14 protein-coding genes are annotated in these 18,414 nt (G+C 52.6%); 11 read left to right on the forward strand and 3 right to left on the reverse strand.

Going from position 1 to position 18,414, the window contains the following annotated elements; genetic code table 11:
• Genes dnaA through gyrB form a run of 4 tightly spaced genes read left to right on the forward strand, consistent with a single transcriptional unit; the run spans position 1 to position 6,074 of the window.
• Complete coding sequence (gene dnaA, locus RFN81_RS00005) at positions 1-1,398, forward strand: chromosomal replication initiator protein DnaA (RefSeq protein ID WP_264497234.1); 1,398 nt, start codon at positions 1-3, stop codon at positions 1,396-1,398.
• A gap of 4 nt (positions 1,399-1,402) precedes the next feature.
• Positions 1,403-2,503: a DNA polymerase III subunit beta gene (gene dnaN / locus RFN81_RS00010; protein ID WP_264499042.1), complete on the forward strand. Its 1,101-nt coding sequence runs from the start codon at positions 1,403-1,405 to the stop codon at positions 2,501-2,503.
• Positions 2,504-2,552: 49 nt separating this feature from the next.
• Complete coding sequence (recF, locus tag RFN81_RS00015; protein ID WP_264497235.1) at positions 2,553-3,638, forward strand: DNA replication/repair protein RecF; 1,086 nt, start codon at positions 2,553-2,555, stop codon at positions 3,636-3,638.
• A gap of 18 nt (positions 3,639-3,656) precedes the next feature.
• Positions 3,657-6,074: a DNA topoisomerase (ATP-hydrolyzing) subunit B gene (gene gyrB / locus RFN81_RS00020; RefSeq protein ID WP_264497236.1), complete on the forward strand. Its 2,418-nt coding sequence runs from the start codon at positions 3,657-3,659 to the stop codon at positions 6,072-6,074.
• A gap of 153 nt (positions 6,075-6,227) precedes the next feature.
• On the opposite strand, the gene RFN81_RS00025 is transcribed toward gyrB, so the two are convergent.
• Both RFN81_RS00025 and RFN81_RS00030 read right to left on the reverse strand, forming a co-directional pair.
• Positions 6,228-7,418: an MFS transporter gene (locus RFN81_RS00025; RefSeq protein WP_264497237.1), complete on the reverse strand. Its 1,191-nt coding sequence runs from the start codon at positions 7,416-7,418 to the stop codon at positions 6,228-6,230.
• Positions 7,419-7,640: 222 nt separating this feature from the next.
• Positions 7,641-9,644: a methyl-accepting chemotaxis protein gene (locus tag RFN81_RS00030; protein WP_422394734.1), complete on the reverse strand. Its 2,004-nt coding sequence runs from the start codon at positions 9,642-9,644 to the stop codon at positions 7,641-7,643.
• Between the two features lie 286 nt (positions 9,645-9,930).
• Here RFN81_RS00030 and yidA point away from each other — a divergent pair, with 286 nt between their 5' ends.
• Positions 9,931-10,746, forward strand: coding sequence for a sugar-phosphatase (yidA, locus tag RFN81_RS00035; RefSeq protein ID WP_264497238.1), 816 nt, complete (start codon positions 9,931-9,933; stop codon positions 10,744-10,746).
• Between the two features lie 189 nt (positions 10,747-10,935).
• On the opposite strand, the gene RFN81_RS00040 is transcribed toward yidA, so the two are convergent.
• Complete coding sequence (locus RFN81_RS00040; protein WP_264497239.1) at positions 10,936-11,832, reverse strand: LysR family transcriptional regulator; 897 nt, start codon at positions 11,830-11,832, stop codon at positions 10,936-10,938.
• 141 nt (positions 11,833-11,973) lie between these two features.
• On the opposite strand from RFN81_RS00040, the gene RFN81_RS00045 reads away from it, so the two are divergent.
• The 6 genes from RFN81_RS00045 to RFN81_RS00070 all read left to right on the forward strand — a co-directional run bounded on the left by RFN81_RS00045 (position 11,974) and on the right by RFN81_RS00070 (position 18,385).
• Positions 11,974-13,524 (forward strand): ABC transporter substrate-binding protein, encoded by a 1,551-nt coding sequence (locus tag RFN81_RS00045; RefSeq protein ID WP_264497240.1) that lies wholly within the window; start codon positions 11,974-11,976, stop codon positions 13,522-13,524.
• A 68-nt stretch (positions 13,525-13,592) separates the two neighbouring features.
• Positions 13,593-14,477, forward strand: a complete 885-nt coding sequence (locus tag RFN81_RS00050) for a dihydrodipicolinate synthase family protein (protein ID WP_264497241.1) — start codon at positions 13,593-13,595, stop codon at positions 14,475-14,477.
• Between the two features lie 99 nt (positions 14,478-14,576).
• Positions 14,577-15,530, forward strand: coding sequence for a nucleoside hydrolase (locus RFN81_RS00055; protein ID WP_264497242.1), 954 nt, complete (start codon positions 14,577-14,579; stop codon positions 15,528-15,530).
• A gap of 1 nt (position 15,531) precedes the next feature.
• On the forward strand, positions 15,532-16,506 hold the full coding sequence (locus tag RFN81_RS00060; RefSeq protein ID WP_264497243.1) for a nucleoside hydrolase: 975 nt from the start codon (positions 15,532-15,534) through the stop codon (positions 16,504-16,506).
• Positions 16,503-17,480, forward strand: coding sequence for an ABC transporter permease (locus tag RFN81_RS00065; protein ID WP_264497244.1), 978 nt, complete (start codon positions 16,503-16,505; stop codon positions 17,478-17,480). The genes RFN81_RS00060 and RFN81_RS00065 overlap by 4 nt, the downstream gene beginning before the upstream one ends.
• The gene (locus RFN81_RS00070) at positions 17,477-18,385 is read left to right on the forward strand and encodes an ABC transporter permease (protein ID WP_264497245.1); all 909 of its coding nucleotides are present in this window, start codon (positions 17,477-17,479) and stop codon (positions 18,383-18,385) included. The genes RFN81_RS00065 and RFN81_RS00070 overlap by 4 nt, the downstream gene beginning before the upstream one ends.
• Positions 18,386-18,414: the final 29 nt, after the last annotated feature.

Consider the following 18,414-nt stretch of genomic DNA (forward strand, 5'->3'; position numbering starts at 1 on the left):
GTGTCACTTTCGCTTTGGCAGCAGTGTCTTGCCCGTTTGCAGGATGAGTTACCTGCCACAGAATTCAGTATGTGGATACGCCCATTGCAGGCTGAGCTGAGTGATAACACTCTGGCGCTCTACGCCCCTAATCGCTTTGTCCTGGATTGGGTTCGTGATAAATATTTAAATAATATCAATGTATTACTAAATGATTTCTGCGGAGTAGACGCACCTTTGCTGCGTTTCGAAGTAGGGAGCAAACCGTTGGTTCAGGCGGCTAGCCCGTCGGCGCCTTCACATCACAACGCTGTCAGCGTGGCGCGTCAACAACCCGTGCGCGCGGCGCCGGTGCGCCCAAGTTGGGACAACTCGCCGGTACAGGCAGAGCATACCTACCGTTCCAACGTGAACCCCAAGCACACATTTGACAATTTCGTTGAAGGTAAATCCAACCAGTTAGCACGTGCGGCCGCACGGCAGGTGGCCGATAATCCAGGCGGCGCCTATAATCCGCTGTTTCTTTATGGCGGCACTGGCCTGGGTAAAACGCACCTGTTGCATGCGGTTGGGAACGGAATTATTACCCGCAAGCCGAATGCGAAAGTGGTTTATATGCATTCTGAACGTTTCGTACAGGATATGGTAAAAGCCTTACAGAATAACGCGATTGAGGAATTCAAACGCTACTATCGTTCTGTTGACGCGTTGCTGATCGATGATATCCAATTCTTTGCGAATAAAGAGCGTTCGCAAGAAGAGTTCTTTCATACTTTTAATGCGCTGCTGGAAGGCAATCAGCAAATTATCCTGACGTCCGATCGCTATCCAAAAGAGATCAACGGTGTAGAGGATCGCCTGAAATCCCGCTTTGGTTGGGGGTTAACCGTCGCGATTGAACCGCCGGAACTGGAAACGCGAGTGGCGATTCTGATGAAAAAGGCCGATGAAAATGATATTCGTCTGCCTGGCGAAGTGGCTTTTTTTATCGCCAAACGCCTGCGGTCTAATGTGCGTGAGCTGGAGGGGGCGTTGAACCGCGTTATCGCCAACGCCAATTTTACCGGCCGCTCGATCACCATTGATTTTGTGCGCGAAGCGTTGCGCGATCTGCTGGCGTTGCAAGAAAAGCTGGTGACTATCGACAATATTCAAAAGACAGTGGCGGAATACTATAAAATCAAAGTCGCCGATTTGCTGTCTAAACGACGTTCTCGCTCGGTGGCGCGCCCGCGCCAGATGGCGATGGCGTTGGCGAAAGAACTGACGAATCACAGCCTGCCGGAAATTGGCGATGCTTTCGGCGGGCGCGATCATACGACGGTGTTGCACGCTTGCCGAAAAATCGAGCAGTTGCGTGAAGAAAGCCACGACATCAAAGAAGATTTCTCTAATCTAATCAGAACACTATCTTCATAACATGATGAAATTTATTGTTGAACGCGAACGTCTGTTAAAGCCATTACAACAGGTCAGCAGTCCGCTTGGTGGTCGGCCGACGTTACCGATTCTGGGTAACTTGTTGATACAAGTGACGGAAGGCGCACTGTCACTGACCGGTACCGATCTGGAAATGGAGATGGTGGCGAAGGTGGCGTTGACGCAGCCGCATGAGCCGGGTGCGACGACGGTTCCCGCCCGTAAACTGTTTGATATTTGCCGAGGTCTGCCGGAAGGCGCAGAGATCACCATCATGCTGGATGGCGATCGCATGTTGGTGCGTTCTGGCCGCAGCCGCTTCTCGTTGTCCACGTTACCCGCGGCGGATTTCCCTAATCTGGATGATTGGCAAAGCGATGTCGAATTTTCTCTGCCGCAGGCGACGATGAAACGTTTGATCGAAGCGACGCAGTTTTCGATGGCCCATCAGGATGTGCGTTACTATCTTAACGGCATGTTGTTTGAAACCGAAGGCGAGGAGTTACGCACGGTCGCAACCGACGGCCACCGTCTGGCGGTCTGCTCGATGCCGGTTGGGCAAGCGTTACCGTCACATTCGGTGATCGTGCCGCGTAAAGGCGTGATGGAACTGGTGCGGTTGTTGGAGGCGGGCGATACGCCGCTGCAATTGCAAATAGGCAGCAATAACATCCGCGCGCATGTCGGCGACTTTATTTTTACCTCAAAGCTTGTCGATGGCCGTTTTCCTGATTACCGCCGCGTATTGCCGAAAAACCCCGATAAAGTGCTGGAGGCCGGTTGTGATTTGCTCAAACAGGCTTTTTCCCGCGCGGCGATTCTGTCCAATGAAAAATTTCGCGGCGTGCGTCTGCATCTGATCCAGAATCAGCTCAAAATTACTGCCAATAACCCTGAGCAGGAAGAGGCGGAAGAGATTCTCGATGTGCAATACGACGGCACCGAGATGGAGATCGGTTTTAACGTCAGCTATGTATTGGATGTGCTAAACGCGCTGAAGTGCGAAGATGTCCGTTTGCTGTTGACCGATTCCGTCTCCAGCGTGCAGATAGAAGATAGCGCCAGCCGTGCGGCGGCTTATGTCGTCATGCCCATGCGGTTGTAGAATTATCGGGCAAGTTTCCTTGCCCTTTTATCACTAAGATCACTGCAACATGGCCCTCACTCGTCTTCTGATTAAAGATTTCCGTAATATTGAAGTGGCCGATTTGGCGCTGGTTCCCGGCTTTAATTTTTTGGTCGGCGCTAACGGCAGTGGTAAAACCAGCGTGCTAGAAGCGATTTACACGCTTGGGCACGGGCGAGCGTTCCGTAGCGTTCAGGCAGGGCGCGTGATCCGCCACGATCAACCTGAATTTGTGCTGCACGGTCGGATCGATGGCATGCAAACCGAGCGTTCCGTCGGATTAAGCAAAAACCGTCAGGGCGACAGCAAGGTGCGTATCGACGGTAGCGATGGTCATAAAGTGGCTGAACTGGCGCATCTGCTGCCAATACAGTTGATTACCCCGGAAGGGTTTTCGCTACTCAATGGCGGCCCGAAATATCGGCGCGCCTTTCTTGACTGGGGTTGCTTCCATAATGAACCCGGCTTTTTTGCTGCCTGGAGCAGTATGAAGCGCCTGCTACGCCAGCGGAATGCGGCGTTGCGTCAAGTGAGTCATTACGGACAACTCAAAGCCTGGGATCAGGCATTAGTGCCATTGGCGGAGCGCATCAGCGAATGGCGGGCGCAATACAGTGCGGCGATTGGCAGTGATATCTCCGCGACCTGTATGCAATTTTTGCCAGAATTTTCTCTCAGTTTCTCTTTCCAGCGCGGCTGGGATAAAGAAAGTGAGTATGGTGAACTGCTGGAACGGCAGTTCGAACGCGACCGTATGTTAGGTTATACGGCGCTGGGGCCGCATAAAGCCGACTTTCGTATCCGCGCTAGCGGCGTGGCGGTTGAAGATATGCTGTCCCGCGGTCAGCTTAAGCTGCTGATGTGTGCGCTGAGGCTGGCTCAGGGTGAGTTTCTCACCCGTCAGAACGGGCTGCGCTGCCTGTATCTGATCGATGATTTTGCTTCCGAACTGGATAGTACCCGCCGCCGTTTGCTGGCTGAACGGTTAAAAGCCACCCATGCACAGGTTTTTGTCAGCGCGGTTAGCGCGCAGCAGATAGAGGACATGGTGGGTGAAAAGGGCAAGATGTTCCGCGTAGAACAGGGTAAAATAACGGTTCAATCACAGGACTAAAATGAGCGAGAAACGTTGATGTCGAATTCTTATGACTCCTCAAGTATCAAGGTATTGAAAGGGCTGGACGCGGTGCGTAAACGCCCAGGGATGTATATCGGCGATACGGATGACGGTACTGGCCTGCATCACATGGTATTCGAGGTTGTGGACAACGCTATCGACGAGGCACTCGCTGGCTATTGTAAAGATATTGTCATCACCATACATGCCGATAATTCGGTATCGGTGCAGGATGATGGCCGCGGCATACCGACCGGTATTCATGAAGAAGAAGGGATTTCCGCTGCGGAAGTCATCATGACGGTGCTGCATGCCGGCGGTAAGTTCGATGATAACTCGTATAAAGTCTCCGGCGGTCTGCACGGTGTTGGGGTTTCCGTGGTGAACGCCCTGTCGGAAAAGCTGGAGCTGACCATTTATCGTGACGGTAAAATTCACCACCAGGTTTATCGACACGGTGTGGCGCAGGCGCCGCTGGCGATAACGGGGGAAACCGATAGAACGGGTACTACCGTGCGCTTTTGGCCGAGCCATGAGACATTCACCAACGTGCTGGAATTTGAGTATGAGATTCTGGCCAAACGCTTGCGCGAGTTGTCGTTCCTGAACTCCGGCGTCTCTATCCGCCTGAGCGACGAGCGCGAGAAAGATAAAGCCGACCACTTCCACTATGAGGGCGGCATCAAGGCATTTGTTGATTACCTGAACCGTAATAAAACGCCGATTCACCCCAATGTGTTTTATTTCTCGACGGTAAAAGATGACATCGGCGTGGAAGTGGCGTTGCAGTGGAATGATGGTTTCCAGGAAAATATTTATTGCTTTACCAATAATATTCCACAGCGTGACGGGGGAACCCATCTGGCTGGTTTCCGCGCCGCGATGACCCGCACGCTGAATAACTACATGGACAAAGAAGGCTACAGCAAGAAAGCCAAAATTAGCGCTACCGGCGACGATGCGCGTGAAGGGCTGATCGCCGTGGTTTCCGTGAAAGTTCCGGATCCGAAGTTTTCCTCGCAGACCAAAGACAAGCTGGTTTCTTCCGAAGTGAAAACGGTGGTCGAATCGCTGGTCAACGAAAAGCTGGTGGATTATCTGATGGAAAACCCATCGGATGCCAAAATTGTGGTCGGTAAGATTATTGATGCCGCGCGTGCGCGTGAGGCAGCGCGTAAAGCGCGTGACATGACGCGTCGTAAAGGCGCGCTCGATCTGGCGGGTTTACCGGGCAAACTGGCGGACTGCCAGGAACGCGATCCAGCATTGTCTGAATTGTACCTGGTGGAAGGTGACTCCGCGGGTGGCTCAGCCAAGCAAGGGCGCAACCGCAAGAATCAGGCGATCCTGCCGCTGAAGGGGAAAATCCTGAACGTGGAGAAGGCGCGTTTTGATAAGATGCTCTCCTCGCAGGAAGTCGCGACGTTAATCACGGCGTTGGGATGCGGTATTGGGCGTGATGAGTACAACCCGGACAAACTGCGCTACCACAACATCATCATCATGACCGATGCCGATGTAGATGGTTCACACATTCGTACCCTGTTGCTGACGTTTTTCTATCGCCAACTGCCTGAAATCGTTGAGCGTGGTCATGTTTATATTGCGCAGCCGCCGCTCTATAAAGTGAAAAAAGGCAAGCAAGAACAATACATCAAAGATGATGACGCGATGGATCAGTACCAGATTATGCTGGCATTGGATGGCGCGACGCTGCATACCAATGCACAGGCACCGGCGCTGGCGGGTGAACCGCTGGAGAAACTGGTTTCTGAACACTATGCCGTGCAAAAACAGATTGGCCGTATGGAACGTCGCTTCCCACGCGCGTTGCTCAATCGTTTAATCTATCAACCCACACTGTCTGAAGCCGACCTAAGTGAACGTGAAAAAGTGCAGGCGTGGGCCGAATTACTGGTGAGTAGCCTCAACGAGAACGAAGAGCATGGCAGCGCCTACAGCTTTGTGATCAATCATGATGAAGCGCATGATTTCTTTGAGCCGGTATTGCGGGTGCGTACACACGGTGTGGATACCGATTATCTGCTCGGCGCGAGCTTCATTGCGGGCGGCGAGTATCGCAAGTTGAATCACCTGGGTGAGAAACTGCGGGATCTCATTGAAGAAGATGCTTATGTTGAACGCGGCGAGCGCCGTCAGCCGGTGTCGAGCTTTGAAGAGGCGCTGGAGTGGTTGGTGAAAGAATCCCGTCGTGGCCTGACCGTTCAGCGTTACAAAGGCTTGGGGGAAATGAACCCGGAACAGCTGTGGGAAACCACGATGGATCCAACCAGTCGCCGCATGCTGCGTGTGACGGTAAAAGACGCTATTGCCGCCGATGAACTGTTTACGACCTTAATGGGCGATGCCGTTGAGCCGCGCCGTGCGTTTATTGAAGAAAATGCCCTGAAGGCGATGAATATCGATATTTGATGTAGATAGATTCATATCTGCGCAATCCGAGCGCACAGGGATATGCCTACAGCGCCTTTACGATCTCGCCATTATCAGCAATAGCCAGTTCCCTGCGGAGCTGGCTTTTTTATGACGACTGTTTCGCTTACCGTGACGTTGAAAAACGTTTTATCAGGCCAATGCACGACGTTTGGCACCGCGCATTTCCTGTAGCAACGTGATGAAAGCGGTGATCAACATAAAAATGACGGCAGACCAGAAAATAGCCTGAGGATGGCCGTTATCCAGTAGCCAGCCGAACAGGACCGGCCCCGCCGCGCCACCCAAATTAAACCCCGTGGAAACAATGCCAAACACCCGCCCTTCCGCCCCCGCAGGTGAAGCGGCGCGCACCAGCATATCCCGTGAGGGGGCTATCATCCCGGAGAGGAAACCGGCGGTAGCCAGCAGCGGCACCAGTACGAGGGTAGGCAAGGAATACAGGGCAACGATACTGACCAGCACGGCGGTTACGGCCAACGCCGCTGTCGCTACCAGTCCGTGGCGTTTGGTTTTATCCGCCAGCGAACCGCCTGCGAGTACACCAAAGGCGCTGGCGAACAGGAAAGCGGTCAGCGCTACATTAGCCTGTGAAAGCGATAAATCGTAGCCTGTAACAAACGCCGTCACCGAAAAATTCTGAATCGAACCGGTGCTTAAATTCAGCAGCAGAAACAGAATCAACAGCGCCAGTATCGGCAATGTAAACACGGGGGCGCGTGGTTTCTTCGGCAAGGCGCTCGTCGTCGTCACAGGATCCACTCGACAAGGCTCATCACGATCCGTCAAAAGTAGTGGAACCGTCAGCAAACCGATAACGCCGGAAACGATGAAGGCGCTGTTAATGCCAGAAAAGGCGGCGATGAACAGCAAAATGCCGGGGGCAATAGCGGTGCCCAGAAAGCCGGAGAACGTATGTACTGAGAATGCGCGCCCCATGCGTTTTTCATCAATTCCGCGCGACAGCAAAGCATAATCCGCTGGATGATAAACGGCGTTCGCCACCCCCGCCAACGCCATCGCGGTGACTAGCCAGGCATAGCTGCCTGAAAAACCAAGTGAGAGAAAACAAAGGCTTCCGAGCGTGAGCCCCGCAGTTAATGTGCGGCGTGCGCCGATACGATCAACGACAAAGCCAATCGGCGTCTGTACACAGGCGGAGACAATGTTGAACACGCTAAGCGCGAACCCGAGTTCGACAAAACTGATACCGCGTTGGGCTGACAACAACGGAATAAGCGCAGGCAGCACCATCATGTGAAAGTGGCTCACCAGATGCGCTGATGAGATTTGTGCCAGTAGCGGTAGTCTTATGAATTTCATCTTATTGTTGCAACTTATGGGTCGGTGGAGTTGATTATTGTGAGCGTTGCCGTTACAGGTAGCGCGTCATACTCAGATCGGAGAATCACAAGATTACCATATTATGGATTTCCTTCGTGCTTAACTGAAATCAGTGTCACATTCGTATGGGGATAGCTTGCTGGAGTAGGGCATCGCTCACAGGTTGTCGTTGGCCTGTAAGCGATGTGGAAAAGGAAGCGATTAAGAGAGTTTGAACACGAGTACAGTTTGGGCCAGCAACCGGGCTTGTTCCTCTAACGATGCGGCGGCGGCTGTCGCCTCCTGCACCAGTGCGGCGTTTTGCTGAGTAACGCTGTCCATCTCGTGAACCGCCTGAGTGACCTGACTGATGCCGCGTGATTGTTCATCCGAGGCTGAGACGATCTCATCCATGATGTCCTTTACCGACGTGACGGCTTGCAGCATTTCCTGCATCGTCGCGCCAGCGTTTTGCACCAGCGTAACGCCGCTGTCAACGCGGCTAGCGGATTCCGTAATGAGCGAGGTGATGTCTTTTACTGCACTGGCGCTGCGCTGCGCGAGGTTACGCACCTCGTTGGCTACCACCGCAAAACCGCGCCCCTCTTCCCCCGCCCTGGCCGCTTCCACTGCCGCATTGAGTGCCAAAATATTAGTCTGGAACGCAATACTGCTGATAATACTCGTAATATCGGCAATCTTCTTCGAACTGTCGTCAATTTCACTCATAATGTTAACAACCTGCCCGACTATTTTGTCGCCTTTTTGCGCGATGAGCGCAGCGTTTTGCGCCAACGTTGTCGCACTATGGGCGTTATCGGCATTTTGTTTTACCGTTGCCGTAATTTGTTCCATGCTGGCGGCGGTTTCCTCCAGCGCCGCCGCCTGTTGCTCGGTGCGAGAGGCCAAATCGGTATTGCCTGCCGCAATTTCCGTGGCGCCGTGGCTGACGGATTCGCTGGCGCTAATTAATTGTTCAGCGATGTCCCGCAACTGGGACTGCATGGCGTTCATCGCGAAAAAAATACTGCCGTCATCTTTTGGCTGCACGGGAATGGTTTGCGTTAAATCGCCTTGCGCGACCGACAGGGCAATCTGTGCGGCTTGAGACGGTTCCCCGCCAATGGGACGAGCGACCTTACGGGTAAAAATGACGCCAAGTACGCTGGAAACGACCACGATACTCAGGATCATCAGCAACAGGCCTATGTTACGTTGCCGCACCGTTTCTGCCATAACTACATTGGCTGGGGCGGACAGGCCGAGCATCCAGGGCGTACCGGTATCGCCAATAATAATCGGCACGTATACGTTAAATGTCGCTGCATTGAGTACAGCATCATCACGTTCGTGCATATAGGGTTTACCCGTGGTGACATGCTCAAGCAGCGCGGGATCATTTTCGATTTTTTGCGTCACCCTGGCGCTATCCGGATGGGCAATGTAAGCGCCGGTGTGGGACAGCAACTGGGCGTATCCAGTGCCTTGATAGGGTTTGATATGGTTGGTTAGCTGTTGCAGCGTATCTAACGAAAAATCCGCGGTGACGGAACCGTAAAATTGATTGTTGATAATGATGGGCACGGCAATGGAGGTCAGCAGGACATCGACGCCGTTATAAGGATAGCTATATGGCTCAAGAATCACTTCCCTCTTGAGCTTCTTGGGCAGCAGATAGTAATCGCCGCTGCCGGGCGTTTCATAGTCCACCAGATTATGCAGGACGACGTTGCCCGCGGTATCGCGGTCAACATAACGGACGAACCGGCCCTGGGGATCCTGATCGGGCTGACCAGCGTATTCTCGATCTTTGCCGTCAAACGCATCGGGTTCCCACGCCAACGACATCGAAAGGAAATCAGGATGGCTCTTCAATGCATTTTTCAACAACGTCTCTGCGGTTTTCCGGTCGGCATCGCCAGCCTCTTGCAGGCTCACAACGCCCTGTACCAGATTACGAGCCGCGTGGAGCGCGAGATCAAGCTTTTGTTGAATCAGATAACTGTTGGTATACGCCGTTTGTTCAAGATATTGCTGCGCGAGTTTTTTTTGTTGCTGGCCGGATTGCCAGATCAGTAGGCCGATGGTGAGAATAAAACCGAGCGCGATGGTTGTGATGCCCGCCAGAAGCATGAGCATGCGCGTACTGAGCTTTCTTTTTAAGGTTGGAAACGACGTTTGAGTAGAGGCGTTGCTGTGACTAACGGATAACGAGGTTGTCGACATATGCGTAATATCCCCTGGGATATAAGCGCCCTCAGGCACTTTTTTTATAAAATATCAATCAATAGTTTTCCTTTATGTTTTATGGTCATTCCCTTCTGAGACTCACCATTATTTATCATGTAACCCTAGGTCTAGGTAAATTATCGGCGAGAAACAATATCTCTTTAGATGGTTCACTAAATTGTCACAAGTCTGCGTCAGAACATAAACCTTGTCGTATTTCACTAACGACTTCATGGCTGAATCGCGATAGCATGAAAACCGGTAACCCAATGTTGGAAAAACTATGTCTGTAAAACTGATCGCAATTGATATGGATGGGACGTTGCTGACGCCCCAGAATCAAATTTCCCCGGCGGTAAAAGCCGCCATAGCCGCTGCGAGAGAGAAAGGCGTGCAGGTGGTGCTGGCTACCGGCCGACCTTACGTCGGCGTTGCGCGCTATTTGGCAGAGCTTGATTTGCAGCAGGAAGGCGGTTACTGCATCACCAATAACGGCGCGCTGGTGCAGCGGGCGGACGACGGTGAATGTGTAGCGCAAACGGCCCTAAGCTTTGATGATTACCTGTATTGTGAGGCATTGGCCCGAAAATTGGGCGTCCACTTTCATGCGCTGGATTACCATTTCGTCTATACCGCGAATAAAGACATCAGCGCCTATACCGTTCATGAGTCTCACCTGACAGGGATGCCGCTAAAGTATCGTGCGGTAGAGGAAATGGATCCTCGTCTGACATTCCCGAAAGTAATGATGATTGATGAGCCAGAGATATTGGATCGCGCCATCAGCCAGATTCCTGCGGAAGCCTTTGAACGCTATACCATCATGAAGAGCGCAGAATACTATCTGGAAATTCTGGATAAGCGCGTCAACAAAGGCGAAGGCGTAAAAATGCTGGCGGAACACCTTAATATTCCGCGCGAAAGCGTGCTGGCGCTGGGCGACCAGCAAAACGATCTGGCGATGATTCGCTATGCGGGTATCGGCGTCGCGATGGGCAACGCCATCGATGAGGTGAAAGCTGCCAGCCAGTTCGTCACCAAAACGAATGCGGAAGATGGCGTCGCCTACGCGATCGAGAAATTTGTGCTAAATGCCTAATTACGAAGGGGTTCTACCAAAAAAGATTGTCCCAAAGGAAATAGTACAAACACAGCCATCGTTGATGGCTGTGTTATGTTTAATAGGGCAATTAAGGTATTTATTTTTACAAATCTATTTTCCCAAACGCATTGTTAAATAACTACATGAATTAAAAAGCGCATTAAAAAAGAATTTGCTGTTTTTAATTTATTTTAACGCCAGACTTTCCGTTATTTTTTCTTCCATGACCTGTGTGATGTAATTAACCACCTGGCTGCGAGGATTCTGGGGTGGATAAACCGCGCAATACGTCATTTTTATATCTGGATTGAAAGGCTTAACGATAACGGGCGATGGGCTATTCAGCGCGGTGATAAAATCGACCACGCCTATACCAACGTTTCTTGACGCCAATACGCAACAGTTCACCATCGAGGTTTCGATGGGGTTATGTAAATAGATTTGTTCTTTTCTGGCTGAGATATCAATCTGCGCCCGCAGCGGCGTAGTCCTTCCGGGCAGGATGGCACGGGCGCCTGCCAGATCGGCCAGCGTGATCTCATCCGCCGTAGCCAATGGGTGCTTCACCGCGATGACCGCGACCGCACTGGCTTCCGCCAATGGCTCGGCTTCCAGACTCTTGCTGCCTGGCTGACCAAAGATAAACCCCACATCATAATGATTTTCTGTAATCGCATCCGTAATGTGGCGACTGCTTTCGATGTCCAGAAACAGGGATAGATCGGGGTATTTATTGAGTAGCGCTGGTAATACCCGATCTGAACAGAGAAACGAGAGCGCCTGAACGGCGGCGACACGCAACACACCGCCTTTGGCGTGACGAATTTCATCGGCAATCAGCCCGATATGATCTAACCCTAAGTAGAGTCGCTCGACCTCCCGGTACAACTTCATCGCTTCGGCGCGTGGGATCAGGCCGCGTCCGTCTCTATCAAATAGTTTCAGATTCAAAGCATCTTCAAAGTCTTTGATCAGCCGACTCACCGCAGGCTGAGTGATGTACATCATGTTGGCCGCTGCGGTGATGCTTCCGGTAAGAATCACTTTATGAAAGGCTTCAACCTGACGTGGATTAATACGCATATTTATCACCTGAACCATAACATTTAGTTATCAATTTAACACAAAATACAATTTTTCATTATTCAATCTGGTGCATAGACTCACAGTTATAAAATCTAATACCCTTCATGAGTACTCAATCATGGAATAGAGGGTTAGTGAATGAAGAAATCAACGCTGGCGTTATTATTTACCGTTTTATTTTCATCTTCACCTTTGGCTTACAGTGCCGACCTGAATATTGGTTTGGCCTCCTCCACAACCTCAATGGATCCGCAATTTTATGTGGGGGGAGCGAATAGCGCGATGGCGCGTAATATTTTTGACGGCTTGGTTGTACAGGATGAGAAACAGCAGATTGTCCCTGCCCTGGCAACCCGTTGGAAAGTGATTGACGACAAGACGTGGGAGTTTGTATTGCGTCCTGGCGTTAAGTTTCACGACGGCAGTGATTTTACGGCGAAAGATGTGATTGCCAGCATTAAGCGTGTTGCGCTGGCATCGAAAAACAGCCCTAGCTCTTATGCACCTTACGTCAGCGACATTACTGACGTAATAGAAGTCAATCCACTCACGGTGCGGATAAAGACAAAAGAGGCATCGCCGCTGCTGTTGAATAATTTAAGCCGGATTTCCATTTTACCAGCTCGATTAGAGAACGTCCCGACGGAAACGTTGAATTCGGGGAAAGACGTGATTGGCACCGGGCCATTCAAATTTGTTTCCTGGGTGCCGGACGACAAGGTAGTCCTTGCTCGTAATGATAATTACTGGGGAGGGAAAGCAGAGTGGGACAATGTAACTGTCCGTGTATTTAAAAACAGTAGCGCACGCGTCGCGGCTATATTATCCGGTGATGTGGACATGATTGAAAACGTACCCACCGCCGATAGCCGTAATATTGAAAAGAATCAGCAGTTAAGAACGATTTCAACACCAGGGAATCGTGTTATTTACCTTCACATGGATCAGCAGCGAGACGAGTCGCCGTTTGCTAAAGGTCCTGATGGTAAAAACCCATTACTAAAAAAAGAAGTTCGCCAGGCGATGTCTTTAGCAATTAATCGTCAGGCAATCGTTGACCGAGTGATGGAGGGGAAGGCGGTTGTTGCCTCTCAGCTTGTCCCGAAGGGGTATCCCGGTTATTCCGCTTCCATTCCTGCGCCGGTTTATAATCCGGAGAAGGCCAAACAGGAACTGGCAGCGGCGGGTTACCCCAACGGCTTCACGCTGACCTTCCACGCGTCGAACGATCGTTATCCTAATGATGCTAAAATTGCTCAGGCCATTGGCCAAATGTTCACACGCGTCGGCATTAAAACTGAAGTGGTTACGATGCCCGGCAGTGTGTATTTTTCACGCGCCTCCCGTCAGGATTTTAGTTTGATTATGGGCGGTGCGGCGATTGAAACCGGGGAAGCTTCTGGCGTATTGGGGCCGTTGTTAGAAACGTTTGGCCCTAATGCAGGGCAGGGTAATCGTGGTCGCTATTCTAACCCTGTTTTCGACAAAACGCTGAGCGAAGCACGATCGACGCTGGATGAAACCAAGCGTGACGCGTTGCTGGCTGAGGCGATGAACATCGGTATGAACGATGTAGGCGTTATTCCGATGATGTTCCTGTCCAACACCTGGGCGATGAAAAAGCAGTATACCTATGTGGGGCGTGCCGATGCCTACACGCTGCCGTATTTCGTCCGTTCCGCCAAATAGTTGCCCTTCCGTTACGATTCCAAAGGGGTGAGGTTTTCACCCCTACCACTGATAACAAGGAGAGCGGTGTGAATACGTTCAGCGGCGTTTTTCCCTATCTGGTGTCACCCGTTAAGCCTGATGGTCAGGTGGATACGCCGGTTCTGGCGCAACTCACCGAACATCTGATTCAGTGCGGCGTACATGGCGTCGTGCCATTAGGCAGCACCGGTGAATTTGCTTATCTCTCCGCGGCTCAACGTCTGGATGTCGTCAAAACGGTGATTGAGACGACGGCGGGCCGCGTGCCGGTGATTGCCGGTGTCGCATCAACCACAATCCAGGATGCCGTTGAGCAAACCAAACGCTACGTTGAATTAGGTGCGGACGGTATTCTTGCGATACTGGAAGCCTATTTCCCGTTGAAAGATGAGGGCGTAGAACAGTATTTTCGCGCCATTGCCGATGCCGCACAGGGTAAACCGGTGGTGCTGTACACTAACCCGCAGTTCCAGCGTTCCGACTTGAGCCTGCCCGTCATTGAACGCCTAAGTCATGTCAGTAATATCCGCTATATCAAAGACGCCTCAACGAATACCGGGCGCTTGCTTTCCATCATCGAACGCACCCGTGGCCGGATGGAGGTGTTTTCCGCCTCTGCCCATATTCCCGCCTGTGTGATGCTGATTGGCGGCGTGGGCTGGATGGCCGGCCCGGCCTGTATCGTTCCTAAACAGAGTATTGCCTTGTACGAAGCCGCTCGCGCGGGAGACTGGGATCAAGCAATGGCGTTGCAGCGTCCTCTGTGGCGTATCAACGAAATTTTTGCCCGCTATTCCATTGCTGGCTGTATTAAAGCGGCATTGCAGTTGCAAGGGTTTGCGGTAGGCGATCCGTTACCGCCGCAACAACCGTTGGATGAAACGGCGCGAAAAGCGATCGCTGACGTTTTGGCGTCCGTCGACGCCCTCTAAAGAAAAACGATTTGTTATTTTGCACGCATCGTGGTGTGGGGTTTTTTGCATCTTAAATTTGGCAGCATCCATTATTAAGCGAAAAGGAACTATCAGGGGATGAGCGCGTTACCGATTATAATTGATTGCGATCCGGGGATAGATGACGCCATTGCGTTATTGAGCGCATTTGTCGCGCCAGCGTTGGATATTCGCGGCATCTGCGCGGTATGCGGCAATCAGCCGCTGGAAAAAACAGTGCGTAACGCGCTGCAAATTGTGGAGTTGGGCCATCGTACCGATATTCCCGTTTTTGCCGGCTGCCATCGTCCGCTGTTGCGTCCTCCTATCCACGGTCAGTTTCATGGCGAAAGCGGGCTGGGTAAGACGGTACTGCCTGCGCCACAAAAACAGGCCGAAGCGCAACATGCGGTGAGTTTTATCATTAACCAGTGTCGACAAGCTATCGCTGACGGCATGCCGATCACGCTGTGTACGTTAGGGCCATTAACTAACGTGGCGATGGCGTTGCGTATGGCGCCGGACATTGCCGATGGTATTGCGCGTATTGTGATGATGGGTGGCGCCTATCGTGAAGCGGGCAATCGCAGCCTGACCTCGGAATTCAATATGCTTGCCGACCCGCAGGCGGCGAAGATCGTGTTTGACTCATCGATTGCTATCGTTGCGCTCCCACTGGACGCCACGCACCAGGTAATTTTAACACCAGAACGGGTGGCGCGTTTTGTGGCGCTAGCGGGGCGAATCTCTGCGCCGCTCGATGAAATGATGGCGTTTTGGGATCGTAACGATATTCGTCGCTATGGCTCACGCGGCGGCCCGTTGCACGATCCATTAGTCATCGCCTGGGTGCTGGCGCCGGATTGCTTCACGACGGAAAAAGCCTGCGTCTATATTGAACAGGACAGTGAACTGTGCATGGGACAAACCGTTGCTGACTGGTACGGAAAAACCGAGCGCCAGCCGAATGTGGATGTGGTGACCGGCGTTAATGTCGAGCGGGTTATCGCGCTATTTTCCGATCTACTGAGCCGCTACAGAGAGGGTGCCTGACATGGCGCGAGAACGTATTATTATTGATACCGATCCTGGCGTTGACGACGCCATCGCCATCTGGCTGGCATTGGCGTCGCCCGAACTGGACGTGCTTGGTATCACCACGGTGGCGGGTAATGTGCCGCTTGAGGCCACGCTGCAAAACGCGTGCAACGTCGTTGGCGTGACGGGCAGAACCGATGTCCCTATTTTTGCTGGCGCTGCGCGCCCGCTTATCCGCGAGCAGGTTTTTGGCAAATACGCTCATATCGGCGCGTTCTCCGATGATTGCGTACCCGCGAGTTCGCTGACGCCGGAACAAGAACACGCCGTCGATTTTCTGGTGCGGATGACGCGTCAGGCTACCGCTGACAATAACCCGATCACCCTTTGTTCTATTGGCCCAATGACCAACCTGGCCTTGGCACTGTGCTTCCACCCCGATGTCGCGCGTGGAATTAAACAGATTGTCTCCATCAGCGGCGCCTTTACCGCATTGGGCAATCGTGTACCCTGGGCCGATTTTAACGTTTATGCCGATCCTCATGCGGCGGAAATTGTGTTTTCTTCCGGTGTCCCCATCGTCGTCATGCCATTGGATGTGACGTTCCAAGCCTTGATTCAACAGGAGCAGATCGACGATATCGAACGCAGCGGCGGTGCGCCGGGGAAAGCGATGGCGGCGCTGTTGCGACGGTTTGACCGCAGCGAAGTCGCACGCTTTGGTCGTGAAGGTGGGCCAATTCATGATGCCGCCGTCATCGCATGGCTGTTGAAACCGGAACTCTTCGCGGCAAAATGCGCGCACATTGGCGCGGCGGTGGGCGGTAAAACGGCGGGTTACGTATTTGCCGATTTTTATCACAAATTGGGCAAACCTGAGAACGCGCGGGTCATGCGGAACATCGACGAACCCGGATTCCTCGGGCTGATTGCCGATCGTCTACGTCGCTATGATGCGGCAACCTCAACGGATTCGGAGGCGCATTCATGATCGCTTACCTGCTGAGCCGAATCGGACAAACGCTGCTGACGCTGGCCGTGATGTCGGTGCTGGTATTTGTGGGCGTTTATCTGGTAGGGAACCCGGTTGATATGCTGTTGGGCGCGACTGCCACGCCAGCGGAACGGTTGGCAGTCATTCAGTCTTTTGGTCTGGATAAGCCGGTTTGGGAGCAGTACGGACTGTTCGTTTGGAACGCCTTCCAGGGTGATATGGGCAACTCTTTTATCTTTAACCAGCCCGCCCTAACGTTAATTTTTCAGCGCATGCCCGCGACGCTCGAACTGGCGATGGTGGCATTCGTCATGGCGCTGGTTGTCGGTATTCCGCTGGGGATTTACGCTGGCCTGAAGCCGGACAGCGCCGTGTCCAAATCCATCATGACCTTCTCCATTTTGGGCTTTAGTTTGCCCACGTTCTGGATTGGTCTGGTGATGATTATGCTGTTCAGCGTCAAGTTAGGTTGGCTTCCGTCGTCGGGTCGGGGGGATACGCACGACCTTTTCGGCATTCCCTTTAGCTTTCTGACGCGCGATGGCCTTGAACACCTTCTTTTACCCGCGTTCAACCTTGCGCTGTTTAAAATTTCGCTGGTGATCCGCCTGATGCGCGCCGGGGTCATGGAGTGTCTGCAACAGGATTATGTGCAATTTGCCCGCGCGAAAGGGCTGTCGGAAACCCGCATCGTGTTGGTACATGTGTTGCGCAACACGTTGATTCCATTGATTACCGTGCTAGGACTGGAGTTGGGGTCGCTGATCGCGTTTGCCGTCGTCACGGAAACCATTTATGCCTGGCCGGGCATGGGCAAGCTGATTATCGATGCGATCGCCGTGCTCGACCGCCCCGTGATTCTGGCCTACCTGATGATTACCGTGGTCATGTTTAGTGTGATTAACCTGCTGGTCGATTTGTTGTATGTCATGGTCGATCCGCGCGTGCGGCTGGGAGGAGACAAGGGATGACAGAGAATACGATACACCAGCCTGCCGCGGCGCAAAAAAATCTGCATCCGGCGATGCGCGTGGTAATGGCCTTGATCCACGACCGGCTGGCGTTATGTGGGCTCATTTTACTGGCGTTTTTTGTCCTGCTGGCGCTGTTTGCTCCACTGTTGTCGCCGCAGAATCCTTACGATTTGATGCAGCTCGATATTATGGACGGGCGACTCGCGCCCGGCGCCCAGAGCATGGCGGGTATGACGTATTGGCTGGGTACGGACGATCAGGGGCGCGATCTGTTGAGCGCGATTCTGTACGGCACCCGTATCAGCCTCATGGTCGGCTTCTCCAGCGCAGTCTGCGCACTGTTGATTGGCGCTTCGCTGGGGCTGATTAGCGCCTACGTCGGCGGAAAAACAGACGCGACCATCATGCGTATCGTTGATATCCAGCTTAGCTTCCCGCCGATCCTGATTGCGCTGATCCTGCTGGCGGTACTGGGGCAAGGGGTTGACAAGATCATTATGGCGCTGGTGGTTACGCAGTGGGCGTACTACGCGCGGACGATTCGTGGTTCGGCGCTGGTGGAGCGTCGCCGTAGTTATGTGGATGCGGCGCGCAGCATGGCGTTGTCCAATCGGCGCATCCTGTTTCGCCACATTTTACCGAACTGCCTGGCGCCGCTGATCGTGGTGGCAACCATGCGCATTGCTTACGCCATTATGCTGGAAGCTACGCTCTCGTTTCTGGGGCTTGGATTGCCCGTGACGGAACCGTCGCTGGGGTTGCTGATCTCGAACGGTTTCGAGTACCTCATGTCGGGTGATTACTGGATCAGCTTTTTTCCAGGTCTGACGCTGCTGCTGTTAATTGTGGCAATTAATCTGGTTGGGGATGCGCTGCGCGATATCCTTAACCCACGAAATTAGTCTGTGGGAACGCCATGAGAATAAGGGGT

Source organism: Pectobacterium cacticida, from assembly GCF_036885195.1.
GTDB lineage: Bacteria > Pseudomonadota > Gammaproteobacteria > Enterobacterales > Enterobacteriaceae > Pectobacterium > Pectobacterium cacticida.